This window comes from Thermodesulfovibrionales bacterium, assembly GCA_035622735.1.
GTDB lineage: Bacteria > Nitrospirota > Thermodesulfovibrionia > Thermodesulfovibrionales > UBA9159 > DASPUT01.
The window spans coordinates 1-19,914 of the sequence record DASPUT010000250.1; the positions used below are offsets into that span (position 1 = coordinate 1).

Consider the following 19,914-nt stretch of genomic DNA (forward strand, 5'->3'; position numbering starts at 1 on the left):
GTCATGTTCGTGGCCGTTTGCTTGGCACTTACCATGGGTGTCGCAACCGCTAAGCCCACTGTGCCGACTATCTATGTAGTAAATCAAAATAATAACACAGTGAGTCAGGCTAATTTGGACGGCAGCGGAGGGGTAAGCCTCGGCAACCTCAACGGTACGCTGAACGCGCCGGCTGACATAGCTATCGATGCAGCGGCCGGCAAGATGTACGTTACCGATTTCAGTAACAACACGGTTATTCAGGCGAATCTCGACGGCACAGGAGCGGTAATTCTCAGTAACCTGAGCGGCATGCTGAATGGGCCAACGGGCGTGGCATTGGATACTGCCGCGGGAAAGATGTACATTACGACTGTTCTGACTAGTAACGGTGACTCGGTGATTCAGGCGAATCTCGACGGCACCGGAGCGGTAGGTCTCGGTAACCTTAACAATACGCTCTTTTCGCCGCACCGCATCGCGCTCGATACATCTGCCGGCAAGATGTACATAACTTCGGGTGGACAGTTCGTCCCCGGGCACGTGTCTCAGGCTAATCTGGATGGTACCGGGGGAGTAGACCTCGGCACCCTCAACGATACGCTCCTCGAAGCAGGCGGCATAGCGCTCGATACAGTAGCCGGCAAAATGTACATAGCGAATTTTAGTGGCACGGTGAGTCAGGCTAATCTGGATGGTACCGGAGGGGTAAGCCTCGGCAGTCTCAACGGCACGCTCACCGGTCCGGTTGGCATAGCGCTGGACCCAGTTGCCGGCAAGATGTATGTGACCGATGCTATTAATAATACGGTCACTCAAGCCAATCTGGACGGCACAGGAGGGGTGAGCCTTGGCACCCTGAACGGCACCCTTAATGGTCCAACCGGTATAGCGATATACCAGCCGGTCATACCGCCCAAGATTTTGGTTGAGATCGGCGCATACGTGCAGATCCTTTTCGGGATTACGAATGACGGTGGCGGTATTGAAATTCTTCCGGGCGGGGGCATAATACATATTCCTCCGAGTGGCCCTCCGGATCCGATCTTCCTGACGCTTCGGGAAAATATGCCTCAAGTGCTCCGTGCCGTCAAGCTTTACGAAGGTACCGCGGCCCCTCCTATCGCCACAACCAGCGACACCATCCAACAGGAAAGAAGGCAGGCTATACTTTTGGCGATAGATGCCCTCTGGAAGATGTGGCTGTCGTTGGGAAAAGCATTGCTTACTGTCAGGTGAAAGCGCAATGCCTTTCTGTTTATCCGTGACTACTCGAAGTTCGAGAGGGCGAGACAACATGTTTCGCCCTTCTTCTTCATCGAGACATTTCATGAAACCTCATCAGGGCAGAATAAAGCAAGAGCATACGTCCTGTGCCGTCAACATTTCATGCGGGAGTTAAGAGTCTTCGTCCTCTCACAGCATAGGGTAGTTGTGGCTTACTTCTCGCCGCTGTTTTTTTTTCGAAGATTACGTATCCTTGTTGAAATCCCTGATAGAGAGTTGCAGTCATTGACTATCTATCGCTAAGTCGGCGGATTCGAGAGGCCCAGCGAACAAAGAACATCAAAGGTCACCTCGTGGTGCAGAGAACCTTGTCCCCGAAAAGGCTGCAATTCGTCGCGGAATACTGCGGCCCCGCCTCTTTCAGTCGAGCCTGGAGCGCGGACAGATACTCTTTGAATAGACTGTCCCTGTAAAGAGTGAACTGTGCTGTTTCATACACGAATAGAGATGATTCTTGAGACAGGATAAAACTCCGTCTGTTGTCTTCCCGGTCAAGAAGAGCTGTCAGTTCGCTATTCGTCTGCTCAAATTTGTTCCGGGTTATCCAGCCCTCCTCATAGAATTTCGGCACCTTCACCATTTCTGCAGAGAAGATGAGATAGTGTGTAAGATCCGGCCGCAGTTCCTGGACCTTATTATGAAGCAGTCTGTAGTATTCGCTGGTCCTGAGAATCCCGGCATCCGCCTTTTCTTTTTCGGCACGCGACCATGACAGGATTTCTTGCCTCCTGGAATAAAGGTCCCTCTCATACGGGTCTTCGAGAGGCATCTTCGCGAGTTCGCCGCATCCGTTTAAGCCGATAAGAAAGAATAGGAAGAAAATAACCGTCCTCTCCATATCGCGGTAAGTATATCAAAAAATTCATTTCCGGAGCAGATCGAAAACCGATGAGCGGCAGCGGATTGAAGCAGAGAGGTTATTCCTTCCCAGCACGATAAAGGCTTCTGCAAGGTGAAACCGCGTATGCTGCGTTCGATCTTATCCGCTGAATGCTGCAGTTACTTACACAGGTATTCGAAGACTACATCGTCGCGCAGGATATGGCCTTGCCTCTCAGACTGGTCAGGCTCGTTTGTGCCATCGGCGAAATACGCTATACTCCGGATAATCTTATACGACCTTTCGGTACAGTGATATTCCCCGTACACCTCCAGTTCCTTAATGAATCTGGAGTCAAATTGTTTTGGCTGCGAATATCGATACTTGACCCAACCCCTGACGGTAGCATCCGAGACATGACTTATGCTTTCGCGGTCGACAAATATGTCGACATCACCAGACTGGTCCCTTGTAATCGATGTCCACTCTGCCCCCACCGAGACGCCCGGGATGAGAGACATGCCAAAGAGCATCATCAAGACGAGTATCTTCATGCGCTTCCTCCATGCTTGTTCATGCCTTCCCCATTATACCTGAACTTCGCTATTAAACCTGGTATAATAGGTTTCGCGAAGCAGGGAAGCGGTCAAGTGATGATAAATTCGGGGAAAAGACGATATCAAAGATTTATCGTGGAGAAACTCGGCATCTATGCCAAGACGGTCTACGTTGAGGAGACTGAGCTCCTGAACATCAGCATGACAGGGGCGTGCGTAGCGGCAAAGGAGAGCTTAAGGCCCTCGGACAAGCATCTCATTAAACTTCTCGGAAAAGGGAAGCCCCTAACTCTCCCGTGCCAGGTGATATGGGAAAAGGCGAGTCCCGAGGAAAAAGAGCCGTGGCCGGAAGCCACTGCCGTTTACAGGGCAGGAGTGGAGTTTGAAGTTTCTTCTTCTGATAAGCTGGTTGTCCTGAAAGATTTCATCAGGGTGTCCGGCGTTCCGAATGATCAGGTGGAACGTGATGAATACCAGCCAAGCGCCCTGAGATTTAAGGTGTATACGAATGAAAAGGCGCTTCTCTATTACCCGAGGGTTTCGCCGGTGAAGGTATTAGGGCGCGGCGGCATGCTCATCGAATCGGATAAGGGACTCGAGGTCGATCGGATATTCCCCATGGCGCTCTTTCTTCCCCGTGCGGATCTGCCGATAAAGTTTCAGGGGAGGATCGCCTGCTCTCTCGAGATGCCGGACAAGAAATCTCGACACGCTCATGTCGGGATTGAGTTTCTCGGTCTGACCCAAGAAGACGAGTCGAGACTGACTGCGTTTCTCGAGACCTTGATGGTGATACCAATTCGTGAAAAGCTTTCGAGGCTCTTTCGAAAGATCTTCTTCTTGCAAGAAAAACCGAGACGAGCGGGATGATCGGTTCGCCATGGGGACCGATGAACTCGGCCCCAGCCATCATTGATGCGGTCTCCCGCGGTCCTGCGAAAATACCCGGATCCCTCGTTTCAGTGCGTTTTCAGCGCCTGTCGCCTGAGGACAAACTGAAGATTTGATGCTGCTTCGGTATTGCGGGGATTAATCCTCAAGGCCTGTTGATAAGAGGAAGCGGCGGAGGAAAGATCTCCCGTCATGAGATAGACGTTTCCCATGCCGTTCCATATGCTATCGTCCTCCATTGACTTCTTCAATTCTTTCTCGAGGAGCGAAAGCGCACCCCTAAAGTCACCCGAACGAGCCGCTGCCTCGGCGAGGTATAAGATAAGATCCTTTCGCGGTTCTTCGAACAGATCGGCACTGATCCTGAATTCTCTGTATGCCTCTGGAGGCCGATCCGCCGCGAGCAGCGCCCTTCCATACCAATAATGGACCAGAGCCATGTCTCTCTGGAGAGGGGATACCGACCGGGAGTTAAGGATTCCCTCCAGGCGTCTCAGGGCCGAATCTGTCTCCTTCGACGCGATTTCTTCCTGCGCCATCCTGACCTGAACAGCGATACTCGTCGGCACCTGAACAGTTGCGAGAGTAAAAAAGCTCTTATTGTCCCGCCAAACCGGTGTTCTCGTGATGTCCGTAACGAGCCAGGAACTGAGCACGACGGCTCCGCAGCATGCTGCGATGATTGCGTGTCTCTTGAAAACAGACTCTCCCGCGGCAGCAGCGAGAAGGGGTATCACGCCCGCGAAGGCAAAATAGATAAATCTCTCGCCCAGCATCGATCCGGGAATCGGGATGATGTTGGAGACCGGCGCGAGCGATATATAAAACCAGATTATGGCGAGCGCAAGCAATTTTGGCCTGTCGCCCGCCCGATAGGTGACTACGCCCGCGACGATGAGGATCACGTTCAGAAGGAGCGCCCCGATTGCAGCGGGATCGGGAAAGGGAGCGGGAGGAGGGATCACGTATCTTCCCTGCAGGCTGAACGGCCAGACAAGAAGGGAGAGGTAGATTACAAAAACCTCCGCCTGCATCTGTACCGTCGCCCACAGCGAGCCGCCCCAGTAAGGAACCACCTTCGCGGCGCCGACAACGTGAGCACGCAGGAGCAGAAAGAGTGCAACGGATATCACGAGCGGCAGATAGAGGAGCAGCGTCTGTTTCGCCTGAAACTCCCATGGACGGTTGAATCCTATTTGTAAGACGGGCAATAAGGCGATGAGCGCAATCGCCGGCTCCTTGGAGAGGAGGGCTATCGAGAGGGTGGCAAGGCAAAAAAAGTGATTCCTGTCGAAAGGTCGGGCGACCCTCATAAAAGCTCCGAGTGACAGAAGCGAAAAGAGCGTGTATAACTGGTTTCCTCTCGCTGAGAGGCTGAGGACCCCTTCTGAGAGGGCAGGATGAACGGCAAAAATGATGGCGGATGCTATGACAAGAGTTCTGCCGATGAGCAGCCCGAATGCAAAGATGATGGCGGCGCAGCACGCAGCGTGTAGAGCGAGTGAGGTGAGATGAAACCCTCCGGCTTTCTTCCCCCACAGGAGAGCGTCGATCGCAAAGGAGAGCGTCTGGACCGGTCTGTACATCCGAGACAAAGTCGGTTCGCTCGAAATGGATTCCGGCGTCGTAAAATATTCTTCCCAGCGAGAGATATCATGAACATATTTGTTATTCACCATAAATGTCTCGTCATCCCATATGAAGCCATTCCTCAGGCTGCCGCCGTAGGCCGCGGCTATGAGGAGAATAACAATGAGGTAAGGCACTAACCGGAAATATCGGGACCCCGTGTCCTTCTTTCCGAAAAAAGAGAGGATGGAAGCAGGCATGCTTTTTAGCATAGCACATGACTTCCGGAAATGAAAACGCACAAAGGATAGCGGAATTACATCTCTCCGGCCGACGGTCCATCTGCGAAAAACCATCTCTTTCGTATAGTATAATAGCGGCAGGAAGAACGTGAAGACCGATGTCGGGACGTCAAGACAGTAACAAGAAGAGAGTCCTCGTGACCGGAGGAGCCGGCTTTCTTGGTTCGCATCTCTGTGAGAGACTTTTAGGTGATGGGGACGAGGTGCTCTGTGTCGATAACTTCTATACCGGCCGGAGGGCAAATATCGTCCACCTGATGAAAAATCCCTTCTTCGAGGTTCTCCGTCACGATATCTGCTTTCCCCTATACGTTGAGGTGGACGAGATTTACAACCTCGCATGTCCGGCCTCGCCGGTTCATTATCAGTTTGATCCCGTTCAGACAACAAAGACTTCCGTTCACGGAAGTATCAACATGCTCGGTTTGGCGAAACGGATAAAGGCAAAGATCTTGCTGGCATCTACGAGTGAAGTATACGGGGACCCCACGGTGCATCCGCAGCCCGAAACCTATTGGGGAAATGTGAATCCTCTCGGCCCCAGGGCTTGTTATGACGAGGGAAAGCGGTGTGCGGAAACACTCTTTTTTGACTATTACCGCCAGCATAGGTTGAGGATAAAAGTTGCGCGAATCTTCAATACCTACGGACCGAGAATGCACCCTCATGACGGTCGGGTCGTGAGCAATTTTATCATGCAGGCATTAAAAGAGGAGGAGATCACGATCTATGGTGATGGAAGCCAGACAAGGAGTTTTTGCTATGTTGACGACCTTATCGAGGGGATCGTTAGGCTGATGAACAGTCCCGATGAATTTATCGGACCTGTCAACCTGGGAACTACCGAGGAGTTTTCTATCCTCTCGCTGGCAGAGACGGTCTTGAGGTTGACCGGTTCACGATCGCGAATCGCCTACAAGCCTCTTCCCGAAGATGATCCGACACAAAGGCAGCCCGATATATCTCTGGCGAGGAAAGAGTTGCATTGGCTTCCTACCCTTGATCTTGTGGAGGGATTGAGCAGGACCATCTCCTATTTCCGGGAGATCGCGAATCGATAGAACGCTCTCGCCGGCCTCTTTTCGCGTCTCAGCGCGCGATCTGCAAGAAGCAAACGGGGGATAAGGTCCGGAGACGAACTGCATAAGAGATCTGTGACGAGACGGAAGATAACGAGGGGATACGGATTATTAGAAGGCTTTCTGGCCCGGAAGAGAGCGGCAATGGTCGATTCCCTCATACCGGAGGATTACCGGGCGGGACGAATACTCGATATCGGGTGCGGCTCTTACCCGCTCTTCTTAGATAGGACACGGTTTGCCGTGAAATACGGGATCGACGGAACCGTCGCCGTGAATGCAGTTCTTCATGATATCACACTCATGCGCTATGACGTCGCTTCGGGAGGCCCCCTTCCTTTTGGTGAGGGCTATTTTGATGTTATTACGATGCTTGCCGTCGTTGAGCATCTTGAACGACGGGAACTTCTCATCCTCATGAAAGAGATATACCGTGTACTGAAATTCGGGGGCTTGTATATCCTGACGACGCCCGCTCCGTGGACGGAACCGATCCTGAGGATTCTGGCAAAACTGAGATTAGTCAGCCCGCTCGAAATCGGGGAACACAAGGAAGCTTACTCACGGAGGAGAATGATCGAGATTCTCCAAAACGTGCCGTTTCCGTTAGAACAGATCAAACTCGGACATTTTGAACTCTTTCTGAATACGTGGGCAGTGGCGAAGAAATAAACGCGACCATGATGGGCGGTTCCCCTTTTTTCTTCGGATGGGTTTATCATGACAGGGGATTAACGTTCTCCTGGAACAAATACTGAGGAGTGAAATGAAGCTATCGGTTGTCGTCCCCGTGTACAATGAAAAGAATACGATACGGGAAATTTGCGAGCGCGTAAGGGCAGTAGACATAGAAAAAGAAATTATCATCGTGGATGATTGTTCAACCGATGGTACGAGGGAAATAGTCCGCGAAATGGCAAATGAAGACACTCGAGTATATTTTCATGCGGAGAACAGGGGCAAAGGCGCGGCCTTGCGGACGGGGTTTGAAAAAGCGACGGGTGACATCCTCATCGTGCAGGATGCCGACCTCGAGTATAATCCTGAAGAATATCCTCGTTTGGTCAAGCCTGTCCTTGAAGGCAAAGCCGATGTGGTCTATGGTTCACGGTTTGCAGGAGGAGAGGAACACAGGGTCTTATTCTTCTGGCACATGGTCGGAAACAAATTCTTGACGTTGCTTTCCAATATGCTTACCAATATAGATTTAACCGATATGGAGACCTGCTACAAAGTGTTCAGGCGTGATATCTACAAAAGGATCATCATCGAGGAGAATCGCTTTGGTTTCGAACCCGAAATCACCGCAAAGGTCTGCAAGCTCAAGGCGAGGATCTATGAGGTGGGCATATCCTATGCGGGAAGAGACTACAACGAAGGGAAAAAAATTGGTTGGAAAGACGGCATCTCAGCCCTCAGATGCATAATAAAATATAATATCTTCCGGTAGGCGTGGGGCGAATCTTCTGCGGATGAGACGATTCTCATGCCCCGCAACGGCCGGAGAATAGGGCTCTCATCGTCCTACCATGACGGGAAACCTCAGAGCCGAATCTCCGTGCCCCCGCTGCATAATCTTGCCGACATGCTTTCGGGCTTTTCTTCACGGGGCTCCACAATGAGAACAGGGCGTCGGGACTCCTTTATGATCTTGTCTGCTACCCCGCCTGAAGTGCCGAGAACAATCATCTCTATGTCGTTATCTCTCTTGAACTTCAGTATCTCTGCGTGGGGAGACCCCTTCAAGAGACGGTATTCGATGTCCCCGTGGCCTCCGGATTCTTTAACGCAACGCTCCAGTTCCCTCAAAGCCTTCGACTCCATCGTTCTATGGAGTTCGTCCATATTCACCCTTGGAGCGTACCATTCGGTCATCTTTTCTAGATCCTGAACGACATGCACGATATAGAGCCTTGCTCCGTAACGCTTTGCCAAATCCGCGGCGAAAGAAACCGCCTTTACCGTCTTCCCGGGAAAGTCAGCAGCAAAGAGAATCTTCTTGATCTCCATGGGAAACCTCCTTTACTCCTCGACCATTTCAAGAACGAGGTCACCGTAGTTATCTTCTACCGGCTTCTTCACTTGAAGCAGGTCATAGCATCTCTTGACGGCCGTGATGAAGACTACCGCCACGAGCGCCATAATGATGACTGAGAGTGCGGCGAGCAGATATTTGCCCTTTGGCAGATAGTTCATCATGATGTTCAGATAGCCCGCATACATGGTGACAAAGGCCATGAAGATGCCCGGCAGGGCGGTGATCCACGCGTATTTCACCTTTCCCATCCTGATCAGCATGATCGTCCCTATGATGAAGGCGCTGGAGGCAAGGAGCTGATTGCTCATGCCGAAGAGGGGCCAGATCGTCGCGATGTCGCCGGTATAGACGAGATACCCCCACGAGCCGGTGAAGAGAAGGCTCGTTATGACTATGCCGGGCATCCATCTCTTCTCCAGAAATTTCGGAATAGCCTTCCCGATCATCTCCTGGAGAAGGAATCTTCCGACCCTGGTGCCGGTGTCGACAGCCGTCAATATGAAGACCGCCTCAAACATAATGGCGAAGTGATACCAGTAGGACATGAGCCCCTTCATGAAGGGCACGGCCGAGAAGATATAGGCCATGCCCACTGCGAGCGAGACGGCTCCCCCCGGTCTTCCCTGGATCTTTTCGCCGACCTGCAGAGAGAGTTCCGGGAGATGCACCGTGGTCATTCCAAGCTTCTCGAATACCGCTGGCGGAGCATTGATCGCAAAGTAGTCAGCGGGGACGAGGACGCATGCAGCGATCAGAGCCATGACAGCGACAAAGCCCTCAACAAGCATCGCTCCGTATCCGATAAAGAGGATATCTCTCTCATTGCCGATCATCTTCGGTGTCGTCCCTGAGCCGATGATTGCGTGGAACCCTGACAGGGCCCCGCAGGCGATCGTGATGAAGACGAAGGGGAAGACCTTTCCGGGGATGACGGGCCCGCCGCCACTCACATACTTGGTGATCGCGGCCATCTGGAATTCAGGCTGGACGAGGCATATCCCCGAGGCGAGCAGCACGATGGTCCCCACCTTGAGGTACGTCGAAAGGTAGTCCCTCGGACAGAGGAGAAGCCATACGGGAAGAACCGAAGCAGCGAAGCCGTATAGCGGAATGATGATCGATATCTGTTTCTTGGAGAGCGTGAACAGCGAAGCCAACGCCGGGTTTGAAGCAACAGAGGGACCTGCCAGTATCGCGAGAAGGAGAAGCGATACACCGATAACACTGCCCCCCTTCACATCACCCGGTCTTATCTTGTACATCCAGATTCCCATGAGGAAGGCGATCGGCATAGTGGCAAAGACGGTAAATGTTCCCCAGGCGCTTTCGAACATGGCGTTCACCACGGCGATCGAAAGCCCTGCAAGGGTGAGGATGAGGATGAAGAGAAAGGCGATGGAGGCGACTGCCCCCGCTGTTTTCCCTATCTCACTTTCGGCGATTTTGGAGAGACTCCGGCCCCTATGCCTCACCGAGGCAAAGAGCACTACCGTGTCGTGGACCCCTCCTGCTACGACCGCTCCTATCAGTATCCAGAGGGCACCGGGGAGATATCCGAATTGCGCAGCGAGCACCGGACCCAGGAGCGGTCCGGCGGCGGCTATCGCAGCGAAGTGGTGTCCGAACAATACGTACTTGTTCGTCTTATGGTAGTCATGACCGTCCGCCATGGAAACGGCGGGCGTATCCCTGTCCTCCTTGAGACCGAGTACTCTCCTGGCGATGAACAGGCCGTAAAACCTGTAGGCCACGGTGAATAACAGCAGAGCAACGAAAACCAGTGTCAAGGCATTCATCTGAAAAACCTCCTCAAGGTTGATTGTTGCCGATGCCAGGGGAAATGCCCCTGTCTTCCTTTCACGATACGAGTTCCCTATTCATGAATCGGTATTGATGATCTTCCACCGATACCTCGTTGAAAATTGGTCCCGTCTTAAACAGGGTTCCCCGCCTCCTCTATCTTCTCAGGTCTGACGACGGGATTGCGGATCACGCCGATTCGCTCGATCTCCACCTCTACTATGTCCCCGTCTTTGAGAAAGACCGGGGGTTGCCGCTTAAACCCCACTCCCGAAGGGGTCCCCGTGGCTATGAGATCGCCCGGCTCGAGGGTCATCAGTGAGCTCAGGAAGGCGATTGTCCGTGTGACCGGGAAGATCATGTCACGGGTGTTCCCTTGCTGCAAAGTGACGCCATTCACCCGTGTCGTGATTCGTAAGGCCTGGGGATCGGGAATGGAAGATGCCGGCACGATTCCCGGGCCCATCGGCGCGAAGGTATCGAGGCTCTTTCCGGCGGTCCATTGGCTCGTCTCCAGCTGAAGGTCACGAGCGCTGACATCGTTCATGATCGTATATCCGGCAACAAAGCGAAGCGCTTCCTCTTCGGAGACGTTCCTGCAACGCCGGCCGATAACGACGGTAAGCTCACCCTCGTAGTCAATCTGAGAACTGATTCGGGGGAGGACAATGGGACTGGTAGGACCGGACAAGGCGTTGCGGAATTTGGCGAATAACGCGGGAACCCGGGAAATGGGCATGTGCAGCTCCCGGGCATGCTCATGGTAATTCAGTCCCAGACAGATAATCTTGTCGGGGTCGGGAATCGGCGGCCCGACTTCAATCGACTCAACCGGCATACGACGCTCGCTTCTCTCTGCGAAGGCGGCTTTGGCACGATGGAGCAACTGATCAATCGCCGAGCCTCCCTTTTCGAGAAGACCGCGTACCGTCGATGGAGCCTCAGGAGAGCCGGGATCTAGCTCGGCAGCGTCGAGAAGGAGTGAATCGCATACGATTCCCGCACGCCATGGCCTCCGCGACCGATAACTGACAATGTGCACGTTAATCCTCGAGCTTGTGATCGTATCGGAAAAAGTATAGCAGATTCTATCGGGAGAAAAACAGACGCGAGCGGGGTCATCGGGGAAACGATAATGATCTGCAACGCCGCCTGAGGCGGCATGTTCGAGCTGGGTCCGGTCCCTGTTCTAACCCGCTCTTAAGTGAAGCTGACGAGAAGATGTTCCTGACTATAGAGTGCTCTTTTGATGGCGCGCTGCGCCTGGACAACCGCAGATGCGGTAACGTCCAAGAAACTATCGACCCTGAAGATTACCGTGAATGCATTGTTACCCGGGAGAACCCTCGTTACCCCATCGATGCCGTGAAGCACATCGAGTTCCTCGAGGGTCAGGGGTCGATTATATACGATAAGAGAAAATGTCGCTCCACCATCTTCAACCGTCATAGCATCCTTCCTTTCTTTCATCCTAATTTCTTGGCAACCTTGGAGTCCTTATTTCGTGTTCATGCTGCCCATTCGCGAATCCTCAGATGTACCACCTTTGAAGAGACTATACCGCATGATTATGAACTTTCGATGAAGAAGGAATTAAGTTAATTTAATCGAGATGCGCATCAGAGGGATGCCGTGGCGGGAATGCCGAAGAACAGCGTAAACGCTTTCTTTGTGGCGTGATCTAAAATCGCGATCACCGTCGCAAGATCGAAGGAGACTCCAAACATGACGAGGACGGCGGCTACCATACTCTCGTAGATACCGATAGCACCCGGCGTGGCCGGAACGATCTTCCCCATGTTTCCGGTCGATACCGCGAGTATAATGGAGAGCAGCGGAATATGAGCGGCGACAGCGCGAGAAATCATGTAGCAGGTCAGTCCTTCGAAAAACCAGATCATGATGGAGAAAACGATGGAGACGGTCATTAACCGCCGCTCCGAGACAATGGCATGATAGCTGTCATAAGCATCCTTTATCTTCCCCCCTACGGTCTTACAAAAGGTATTCAGAATATGTTTATCTACGAATCTCTCGATGAGCGCGGAAAGTGATTTATTCCTGTCGAGGAGCGTCAGGCCCATCGGAATAGTGATGATGAGAATGCAGGCGAAGATTACGCCCTTTATCCATCCAAGGGAAATTCTTTCGGTCGATACGAGAACAGCAGCTAAAGACAGGAACAGGAGGGCCACCATGTCCAATATCCGCGTCTGGAGAATAATCGCTGCAGACCTGCCGATGGTGATGCCTCTGATTCTCAGATATCCTACGGTTGCGACATCTCCGAGCTTTGCCGGGAAGATCGCATTTAATGCATATCCGGAGATATACAATTTAAACAGGTCGCGGATCTTGATTTTTGTTCCCGCGTGCGCCGTAAATCGCTCGAGCCTCCATGTCCTGAATATCCAGGATATTCCATAGGCCGTCAATGAGGCCGCAAACCAGGAGGGTGACGCGTGGAGAACTATGTCCACAAATCGCTCCAATCCGGCGTGATGGATCAAGGCCGCGAGGATGCCGACACCGACGATGAAAGCGATTGCGTGGTATTTCCACGATCTCTGGCGTCTCATGCCTTCATCTTTGCCGGATTCGGTCTTTGCACGGATAGATCATACAGTATAAGACAGAGCAAAGTGAAATAGATGGTGTCAAGGAAATGTTCAAAGTAGTGCGACGCGAGCAGGTATGGGACCCCGAGCCTTCCCTCAACCGCGAAAGACGATTTCTGCGCGAGATTTCCGATTCCCGCCCTTAGGGGCAGATGAGTTTGATAGAACACCGCGATCACGAAAACAGTTGCGAAGAAGGTATGGTTATTTGCCTATCCCCTGGATACATACAACTCATCCGATGAAATAATACTTGGCGAACAGCGTGCTGAGAACGACAAGAAGCGATGAAGAGGTCATAAGAGCTATATCCCTCAGGATGGCGGTCTTCTTCAATAAACATCCGCCATAGATCGCGAGAGGGAAAAAGACCATCGAATACCTGCCCATGCTCATGAAGGTTCCGGTCGAAAGAGGAATGAGCACCGCAAGCAGACCCCACACTGAATAAATCCGGTAATTCTTCAAGAAGAGAAAGAGGATACTTGCGCCGAGGAGTATTCCGGCCGGCACAATATTCATGACGTTGTAAAGGTCCGGATGCATTTCGGAAAGCAGACTCGAAAAGTTGCCGACACGGTCTTTCCAAGCGATCTGGACCCTGATGAAGGCATCCCAGTGTCCGAAGGAAATTTGCTGGTAAGCTGCAAAGCAGACAAATCCGGATATCGCGACCAAACCCCATACGACCAGATTCAGAAGTTCCCTTCCTTTTAGCGGCGACTTCTTCTTGGGAAAGGGGATCACCCTGGTGAAGAGATAGGACAGACCCAACGCGGGCACCACAAAAAGGCCCGCAAGCCTCGTCGCTGTCATCAGGAAAAGTCCGATTGCGGAGAGCATCGTCTTTCCTTCCCTGAACATGAAGAAGGAAAAGAGACAGAGGCACAAGAACAGTGATTCAGTATAAACGGATGAAAAAAAAACGCCAAAGGGAAAGAATGCCATAAGCATGGCCGTAAGATCGGGATTAGAATCGGGGTGGTATTTTTCCGTATACCGGTGGAGGAGCAGGAGAGCGACGAGAAAGCAGGCATTCGAAATTATGATGCCACTCATGAGAGGTGACAGCTTCGTGATATCGTCGACGATTCTGATCAACAGGGGGTAGAGTGGAAAGAAGGCGATATTGTGTGTTTTGCCGTCGGGAAGGTAGTGGTAACCGTTGAGGACAATATCGATATAGTAGCCGGCATCCCACCGCGCCAGCGATTCCCACCAGGTCTTTTCAAGAACCTTGTTCGAAAGATCGGCCGGAAAGGAAAGGAACTTCCTCCCCAAGAAGATACCGATGACTACACAGGCGCGTGAAATGACAAAGACCGTCAAAACAAAGAAAACGTTACGCAGGGTCCTTTTCATAAATATCGTTTCTAACGGCTCGCGGCCGGATACCTGCAAGGGCTCGCTTCCACTGCCCGGCTTCGATAATCAGGTGAATCTCCTCTTCTCGCAGCTTCTTTAAAAAATTAGAATTATTATAGCAGGTTTGAAAGGTGCGCTGGGTTGAAGCAGTCACAAAGTTATACTCACCATTTGGGCGCAGCTTAGGCGAGTTCACGGATAACTCAATCCGAGGACTCTGGCAGTAGTTTGAGATGCACTTCCTATGGCTGAGACAGCAGAGAGAAGTGAAGTGAGACTAAGGAAACCAATGGAAATCACCAACTTCGTAATGTCGTCAGACGACCCTTGCAGAGCTTTTACTGTTGTGGTTGACAAGCTTACGATCTTGTGATAAACACATATCAGAGGGGAATTATAAAGCACGTCATAACGCACAGAAAGGAGGCGATGTTATGCAAGACGCATTGGTACAACGAGCTTACACGGCTGTCGTGGAACATTTTGTGAAGACTGGGCGGGCACCGCACTATACCGAGCTTGCGGAAATCCTCGGCGTGCGACCAGACGAGGCCAGGCAGGTGCAGCATAGGGCGGCGGAGTCCTCCGTAGCCTGCTGGTTTGTTAGAGACACAGATTACGTCGAGTCATGGGCGCCTTTTTCCAACGTGCCGACGCATAATCGTGTAACGATCCAGGGGGAACAGAAGTGGTACGGACAGTGAGGGATCGAAGTGCTGGCCGTGCGCTGGCTTTTCCCTGGTAAGGAGATCCATATCGACACGAGTTGCCTTGATTGTGGGCAACCCATCCGTATCCGCATGCATGACGAGGAGATCCTCGAAGTCAATCCGCCAACGACCGTAGCACATATGAATATTCCGTTCGCCAAGGCTTTAACGGGAGAAGTGACCTGGGGTTCGGCTTGAAGCCGCATGAATCTCTTCCGGTCGGAAGAACACGTGAAGAATTGGTCGCTTTATGATTCTGTCTCGGCTGATTCCATCATGCCCCTGTCCAATTGGGCAACGGCGTTTAGCGGGCCTCTGCACAGGAATCGTCTGCAGCCTGACTATCTCTCTCGGTTGAGGGAATATGCATCCGAGTTGATCTTGTCGCTAAAGAAGCTAGGTAAGGAGGGACCCTTCTGGACACCGGGATAGCGTTCGCAGGAGGATTCGGGAGATGGCTACAACGAAGGACGTGATAGAACGCCACTTGAAGTGTTTTGGCGAGGGGGACCTCACGGGTATTCTGTCTGACTACGCAATGGATGCGGTTCTCTTTACGCCGAATGGCCCGCTCAAGGGCCCCGACGCGATCAGGCCGATATTTGAGCAGCTGCTTGCGGAGTTCGGAAAACCCGGGGCCGCATTCTCCATGAAGCTGCAGTCGGTCGAAGGCGACTATGCCTACATTCTTTGGACAGCTCAGACGGCCGACAATGTCTACGAACTGGCAACCGACACGTTCGTCGTGCGGGACGGCAAGATCGTTGCCCAGTCATTCACCGGCAAGATTACGCCCAAGGGCTGAAAACACGTATTGATTCCGGAGGCTGCCCTACGATGCAATTCCGGCAGGCCTCTTTTATTTGGGGCTGCGTCCGTGGACTTTCATGACAAGACTCAGCCTGACGACTTATAGTACATGAGTTGGCGGGCATAGGGCGAAAGGGCCTTGATGGTATCCCGCATCTCTTTCTCGTTCATCGGTCGAAAGGCACTCGCAATCCTCACATTCTCCTCAAGCTGCGTCAGGTCATCACAACCGATGACGGTGGTCGTGATCTGCTGCGATAGGGCGAAACGATAAAAGGTCTCCATTGTCCATTGTTCCGGCAGTCTTGCCGCAAGACCCCGCAGATAGACCTTCATACCGATGATCCCCATGTTATTGCTGTTCGCGAGCGGAATGATGTCATGTATGAAACTCTTATATTCCGGCTCGGCCGGGTTCACCGGCATTAGTACCGTATCGAAGGCGAATCTTTCTATGCAAGTCTTGATTATTGAGGGATCCTGGTGTCCGGTCACCCCGATGAACCTCACCATACCTTTCTCCTTCGCCTGGACAAAGGCCTCGAGGGCCCCATCATGGCCGAAGATCTCCTCAATATCCTTCTTCGTCCTGACATCATGTATCTGCCAGAGGTCGAGATGGTCGGTCTTCATGTTCCGTAATGTCTCCTCGAGATGGAGAAGGGCTCCCCTCCTGTCCCTCGCGTGCGATTTGCTCGCAAGGAATATCTCTTTTCGCCTTTCTTTTAATGCTGTTCCGTAATAGGCCTCGCTCCCTGAATAGGCCCGCGCAGATTCGCAGTAGGTAATGCCGAGGTCAATGGCCTTGTTGATCAGTGCATAAGCCTCCTTTTCATATCCGAAGGTTCGCAATACGCCCTCTCCTCCCAGTCCGAGGATAGTCACATCAGTTCCCGTCCTCCCCAGTCGCCGCTTCGGGATATCCATGAAAAAAGTATAGCAGATAGCGGTACTTCCGGATACGCCTTGCGGGAGAGGAGATTTTGTGTTACATCTGAATTATGGAGAGGCTCATCGAAGACAGCGGACTGAGAGACAGAAGCTATGTTTTCGAAAGCAGATCGGCAGCGGGGAGACTGCTTGCCGAAAGGCTCAAGAAATACGGAGCCGGCGGATTGATCCTTGCGATACCGTCCGGGGGCGTTCCCGTGGCAGCCGAAATAGCAAGGGCGCTCTCCCTGCAGATGGATGTGATTGTCGTGAGGAAACTCCAGATACCCGACAACCCCGAGGCCGGATTTGGCGCCATGGGGCCCGACGGAGCTGTCATCGTTAATGAAGAATTGCTGGGTCATTTGAGGCTGACAGAGGAAGCGGTTCAGGCGCAGATCGAGAAGACCCGGGCTGTGATCCTGAAGAGAGTGGAGCTTTTCAGGGGAGGGCGGCCTTTTCCGTCCTGCGGGAACAGGGTCGTGATTCTCGTTGATGATGGGCTCGCGTCTGGCTATACCATGCTCGCCGCGCTCCGGTCTCTCAAGAAGGAGAGGCCCTCCCGGGTTGTCGTGGCTATCCCCACGGGATCGGAGAGGACGCTAAAGAGAATCCTTCGAGAAGCCGATGAAGTGGTATGCCTCAATGTGAGAAGCGGTTTTTCCTTTGCGGTCGCTGACGCGTATAGAAAATGGTACGACCTTACCGACGGAGAAGTTTTGACGATCCTCAGGGGTCAGCACATAATAACGTAATGGTTCGGAGGTGATAGTATGGGTTATTCACAGGTGGCTTTGGAAGACAAGATCCTCGAGATGTATCCCGAGATCAGTAAACATGATATCTCCCTCAGTATCGGCTTCGACAAGGAAAAGAATGCCTATGTAGTCGGACTTCGGAAAGGGGACATAAAACGGTACGCGTTTCTCGATAAGAAGGATGCTGACTCCTGCATGAACGGCAATGTATGCATCTATCTCGGTTTCTTGATGGGTCAGTATATTTCCGATATCGAGACTGAGCTGAAGAGCCGGATATAACGCGAAACCGCCGGCGTCATTGCAACGAGTGCGGTATCATGATAGCATATGATATCAGGACACACTATTTCTACGGAGGTTATTATGAACATCTATGACGAGATCGCGAAGGTGGCGCATGAACTCTTTATGAAGAGGGGATATGCTCATGGTCATGACATTGAAGACTGGCTTGCAGCGGAGAGGATCGTGAAGGCGAGGCACGCTTCGAAGTCGACGGAAGCGGGGGGGGCCGGAAAGGCGAAAAAGAGGACTCCCGCCAAGGCTGCGGGTGAGAAGGCCGCGAAACCGGCCCGTAAGACAGTAGCCTCGAAGGCGAAGGGCACCACGACGAGGAAGAAGAAGACGGAGTGATCGAAGCGCGCTTCTACGAGAAGATCGGAAATGGGAAGGTAAAGTGTTTCCTCTGCGCCCAATACTGCACGATCTCTCCGGGCAGGAGAGGGATATGCGCCGTCAGGGAGAACAGGGACGGCATATTGTACAGTCTCGTCTACGGAAAGGTCATAGCTCGGCATATCGACCCGATAGAGAAGAAGCCCCTCTTCCACTTCCGTCCCGGCTCACGATCCTATTCGATAGCGACCGTCGGCTGCAATTTCAAGTGCCAGCATTGCCAGAACTACGAAATATCCCAGTATCCGAAGGAGCGTCCCGACATCCCCGGGGAGGAGATGACACCGGAGCAGGTTGTCAGGGAAGCCGAAGCAGCGGGCTGTAAGAGCATATCCTATACCTACACAGAGCCGACGATCTTCATGGAGTTCGCCTATGACTGCGCGCGCCTCGCCCATGAGCGGGGGATCGAGAACGTCTTTGTCAGCAACGGATATACCGGGCCCGAGGCAACGAGGCTCATCGCACCCTACCTCGACGGCAATAATATCGATCTGAAGGGAGACGATGCCTTTTATAAAAAGATAGTGGGGGCGAAACTTCAGCCGGTCCTCGATACCATACGGCTCATGAAGGATCTCGGGATATGGGTCGAGATTACTACCCTCATCATACCTACGTATAACGACTCTGAAGACTATCTGCGGGGGGTCGCCGATTTCATAAAATCAATCGATCCGGCAATGCCCTGGCACGTGACCCAGTTCTATCCGACGCATCAGCTGCTCGACAAACCGAGGACGCCCCTGAGTACCCTCCGCAAGGCGCGGGAGATCGGACTGAAGGCGGGTCTGAAATATGTTTATGAGGGAAACGTGCCCGGAGAAGGGGGAGAAAATACCTACTGCCCTTCCTGCAAGGAATTACTCATCGAGAGGCTCGGATTCGCACTGACGAAGATCGGGATGAAGAATTCTGTCTGCCCGAAGTGCGGGACCCATATCGACGGCATCGGCATGCCCTGAGCTTCAGGACTTCAACCTCTCCGGAACAGGATTCCCCTTCTTGATCTGCTCCATCGCCTCGGCGAGTTCGCCTTCGCTGTATGCGTACATGAGGTCGGCGGAGAGGACGTGGGGCATACCCTGAATGCGCTCCAGTTTCGCCATCTCGTCTCCGATAGTCTCACCTTCGATAGTGGCGACAATCCTGCCCGAGGCATCGGAGAAATGGACCTCGCAGAGATCAATGGAATTTATGCCGGCAATCACCTCATCCCGGTATTCCGGCGCCGTCTTCACCACGATACTCGAGACATTCATCGCGACCTCCATCACCCAATCATTCCGCCTGAACACCCTCATTCAGGATATCAAGAAGGTTTGAACTCTCCTTCCCCTTCTTATCCCTGAATTCGCCCTTAAAGAGATTCTTTACCGGGGGTTGGACGTTGACCTGCAGCACGTGGCACTGCATGCAGTTATACCGTTTGCCGTCGAGCTTCCCCTTGAGGTCTTCGCCGGTGTCGAGATTCGTGAGGTGCGATCTCGGGATCGGGGTCGCGCCCATGCTCTTCGCATATTCAGGCATATGACAGCTCATGCACATGTTGTTTGTTTCGGCTATAGGCAGCATTCCGGTGATGTCGTGGGGTATCAGCGGCGGACTGTTCTCAAAGGTCCTCTTGATCTTCTTGGACTGGCCGGGCGCGTCCTGAGGATATTCCCCATGTTCCGGTCTGACCTTCTCTTCTTCGTATATCGATTCTTTTCTGATTCCGAGG

23 protein-coding genes are annotated in these 19,914 nt (G+C 52.6%); 11 read left to right on the top strand and 12 right to left on the bottom strand.

From position 1 onward, the window contains the following. A partial coding sequence (locus VEI96_12900; GenBank protein HXX58891.1) for a hypothetical protein occupies positions 1-1,218 on the top strand: 1,218 nt, incomplete at its 5' end. A 334-nt stretch (positions 1,219-1,552) separates the two neighbouring features. Here VEI96_12900 and VEI96_12905 read toward each other — a convergent pair. Both VEI96_12905 and VEI96_12910 read right to left on the bottom strand, forming a co-directional pair. Then, positions 1,553-2,104 carry a hypothetical protein gene (locus VEI96_12905; GenBank protein HXX58892.1) on the bottom strand — a complete coding sequence of 184 codons (552 nt, stop codon included), beginning with the start codon at positions 2,102-2,104 and terminating at the stop codon, positions 1,553-1,555. A 161-nt stretch (positions 2,105-2,265) separates the two neighbouring features. Further along, positions 2,266-2,640 carry a surface-adhesin E family protein gene (locus VEI96_12910; GenBank protein HXX58893.1) on the bottom strand — a complete coding sequence of 125 codons (375 nt, stop codon included), beginning with the start codon at positions 2,638-2,640 and terminating at the stop codon, positions 2,266-2,268. 99 nt (positions 2,641-2,739) lie between these two features. Here VEI96_12910 and VEI96_12915 point away from each other — a divergent pair, with 99 nt between their 5' ends. Then, positions 2,740-3,513, top strand: coding sequence for a PilZ domain-containing protein (locus VEI96_12915; GenBank protein ID HXX58894.1), 774 nt, complete (start codon positions 2,740-2,742; stop codon positions 3,511-3,513). A gap of 89 nt (positions 3,514-3,602) precedes the next feature. Here the strand turns inward: VEI96_12915 and VEI96_12920 are convergent, their stop codons facing one another. Further along, positions 3,603-5,375, bottom strand: a complete 1,773-nt coding sequence (locus VEI96_12920; GenBank protein ID HXX58895.1) for a tetratricopeptide repeat protein — start codon at positions 5,373-5,375, stop codon at positions 3,603-3,605. Between the two features lie 128 nt (positions 5,376-5,503). Here VEI96_12920 and VEI96_12925 point away from each other — a divergent pair, with 128 nt between their 5' ends. The 3 genes from VEI96_12925 (at position 5,504) to VEI96_12935 (ending at position 7,934) form a co-directional block, all read left to right on the top strand. Then, on the top strand, positions 5,504-6,466 hold the full coding sequence (locus VEI96_12925) for a UDP-glucuronic acid decarboxylase family protein (GenBank protein ID HXX58896.1): 963 nt from the start codon (positions 5,504-5,506) through the stop codon (positions 6,464-6,466). Positions 6,467-6,559: 93 nt separating this feature from the next. After that, positions 6,560-7,156, top strand: coding sequence for a class I SAM-dependent methyltransferase (locus VEI96_12930; protein HXX58897.1), 597 nt, complete (start codon positions 6,560-6,562; stop codon positions 7,154-7,156). Between the two features lie 94 nt (positions 7,157-7,250). After that, positions 7,251-7,934 carry a glycosyltransferase family 2 protein gene (locus VEI96_12935; protein HXX58898.1) on the top strand — a complete coding sequence of 228 codons (684 nt, stop codon included), beginning with the start codon at positions 7,251-7,253 and terminating at the stop codon, positions 7,932-7,934. A 92-nt stretch (positions 7,935-8,026) separates the two neighbouring features. On the opposite strand, the gene VEI96_12940 is transcribed toward VEI96_12935, so the two are convergent. From VEI96_12940 to VEI96_12965, 6 genes are all read right to left on the bottom strand, one after another. After that, positions 8,027-8,494, bottom strand: coding sequence for a universal stress protein (locus VEI96_12940; protein ID HXX58899.1), 468 nt, complete (start codon positions 8,492-8,494; stop codon positions 8,027-8,029). Positions 8,495-8,506: 12 nt separating this feature from the next. Further along, the gene (locus VEI96_12945) at positions 8,507-10,318 is read right to left on the bottom strand and encodes a carbon starvation protein A (protein HXX58900.1); all 1,812 of its coding nucleotides are present in this window, start codon (positions 10,316-10,318) and stop codon (positions 8,507-8,509) included. 137 nt (positions 10,319-10,455) lie between these two features. Continuing rightward, a complete protein-coding gene (locus VEI96_12950) occupies positions 10,456-11,364 on the bottom strand; it encodes a fumarylacetoacetate hydrolase family protein (protein ID HXX58901.1) in 909 nt (302 codons plus the stop codon). A 158-nt stretch (positions 11,365-11,522) separates the two neighbouring features. After that, on the bottom strand, positions 11,523-11,771 hold the full coding sequence (locus VEI96_12955) for a hypothetical protein (protein ID HXX58902.1): 249 nt from the start codon (positions 11,769-11,771) through the stop codon (positions 11,523-11,525). A gap of 170 nt (positions 11,772-11,941) precedes the next feature. Then, positions 11,942-12,901: a lysylphosphatidylglycerol synthase transmembrane domain-containing protein gene (locus VEI96_12960; GenBank protein ID HXX58903.1), complete on the bottom strand. Its 960-nt coding sequence runs from the start codon at positions 12,899-12,901 to the stop codon at positions 11,942-11,944. 273 nt (positions 12,902-13,174) lie between these two features. Further along, positions 13,175-14,302 carry a mannosyltransferase family protein gene (locus VEI96_12965; GenBank protein ID HXX58904.1) on the bottom strand — a complete coding sequence of 376 codons (1,128 nt, stop codon included), beginning with the start codon at positions 14,300-14,302 and terminating at the stop codon, positions 13,175-13,177. Positions 14,303-14,739: 437 nt separating this feature from the next. Between VEI96_12965 and VEI96_12970 the strand changes: the two genes are divergently transcribed. Continuing rightward, positions 14,740-15,009, top strand: a complete 270-nt coding sequence (locus tag VEI96_12970; protein ID HXX58905.1) for a hypothetical protein — start codon at positions 14,740-14,742, stop codon at positions 15,007-15,009. 460 nt (positions 15,010-15,469) lie between these two features. Then, the gene (locus VEI96_12975; protein HXX58906.1) at positions 15,470-15,820 is read left to right on the top strand and encodes a nuclear transport factor 2 family protein; all 351 of its coding nucleotides are present in this window, start codon (positions 15,470-15,472) and stop codon (positions 15,818-15,820) included. A 92-nt stretch (positions 15,821-15,912) separates the two neighbouring features. On the opposite strand, the gene VEI96_12980 is transcribed toward VEI96_12975, so the two are convergent. Further along, positions 15,913-16,752, bottom strand: a complete 840-nt coding sequence (locus VEI96_12980) for an aldo/keto reductase (GenBank protein ID HXX58907.1) — start codon at positions 16,750-16,752, stop codon at positions 15,913-15,915. Between the two features lie 74 nt (positions 16,753-16,826). Here VEI96_12980 and VEI96_12985 point away from each other — a divergent pair, with 74 nt between their 5' ends. The 4 genes from VEI96_12985 to amrS all read left to right on the top strand — a co-directional run bounded on the left by VEI96_12985 (position 16,827) and on the right by amrS (position 19,156). Continuing rightward, a complete protein-coding gene (locus VEI96_12985) occupies positions 16,827-17,510 on the top strand; it encodes a phosphoribosyltransferase family protein (protein HXX58908.1) in 684 nt (227 codons plus the stop codon). An 18-nt stretch (positions 17,511-17,528) separates the two neighbouring features. Next, positions 17,529-17,795, top strand: coding sequence for a hypothetical protein (locus VEI96_12990; GenBank protein HXX58909.1), 267 nt, complete (start codon positions 17,529-17,531; stop codon positions 17,793-17,795). 84 nt (positions 17,796-17,879) lie between these two features. After that, complete coding sequence (locus tag VEI96_12995; protein HXX58910.1) at positions 17,880-18,149, top strand: DUF2934 domain-containing protein; 270 nt, start codon at positions 17,880-17,882, stop codon at positions 18,147-18,149. Further along, on the top strand, positions 18,146-19,156 hold the full coding sequence (amrS, locus tag VEI96_13000; protein ID HXX58911.1) for an AmmeMemoRadiSam system radical SAM enzyme: 1,011 nt from the start codon (positions 18,146-18,148) through the stop codon (positions 19,154-19,156). Before VEI96_12995 ends, amrS begins: the two co-directional genes overlap by 4 nt. Positions 19,157-19,159: 3 nt before the next feature. Here the strand turns inward: amrS and VEI96_13005 are convergent, their stop codons facing one another. Both VEI96_13005 and VEI96_13010 read right to left on the bottom strand, forming a co-directional pair. After that, positions 19,160-19,453, bottom strand: coding sequence for a chaperone NapD (locus VEI96_13005; protein HXX58912.1), 294 nt, complete (start codon positions 19,451-19,453; stop codon positions 19,160-19,162). A gap of 19 nt (positions 19,454-19,472) precedes the next feature. After that, the coding region (locus VEI96_13010; protein HXX58913.1) for a nitrate reductase cytochrome c-type subunit at positions 19,473-19,914 on the bottom strand (442 nt) is incomplete at its 5' end.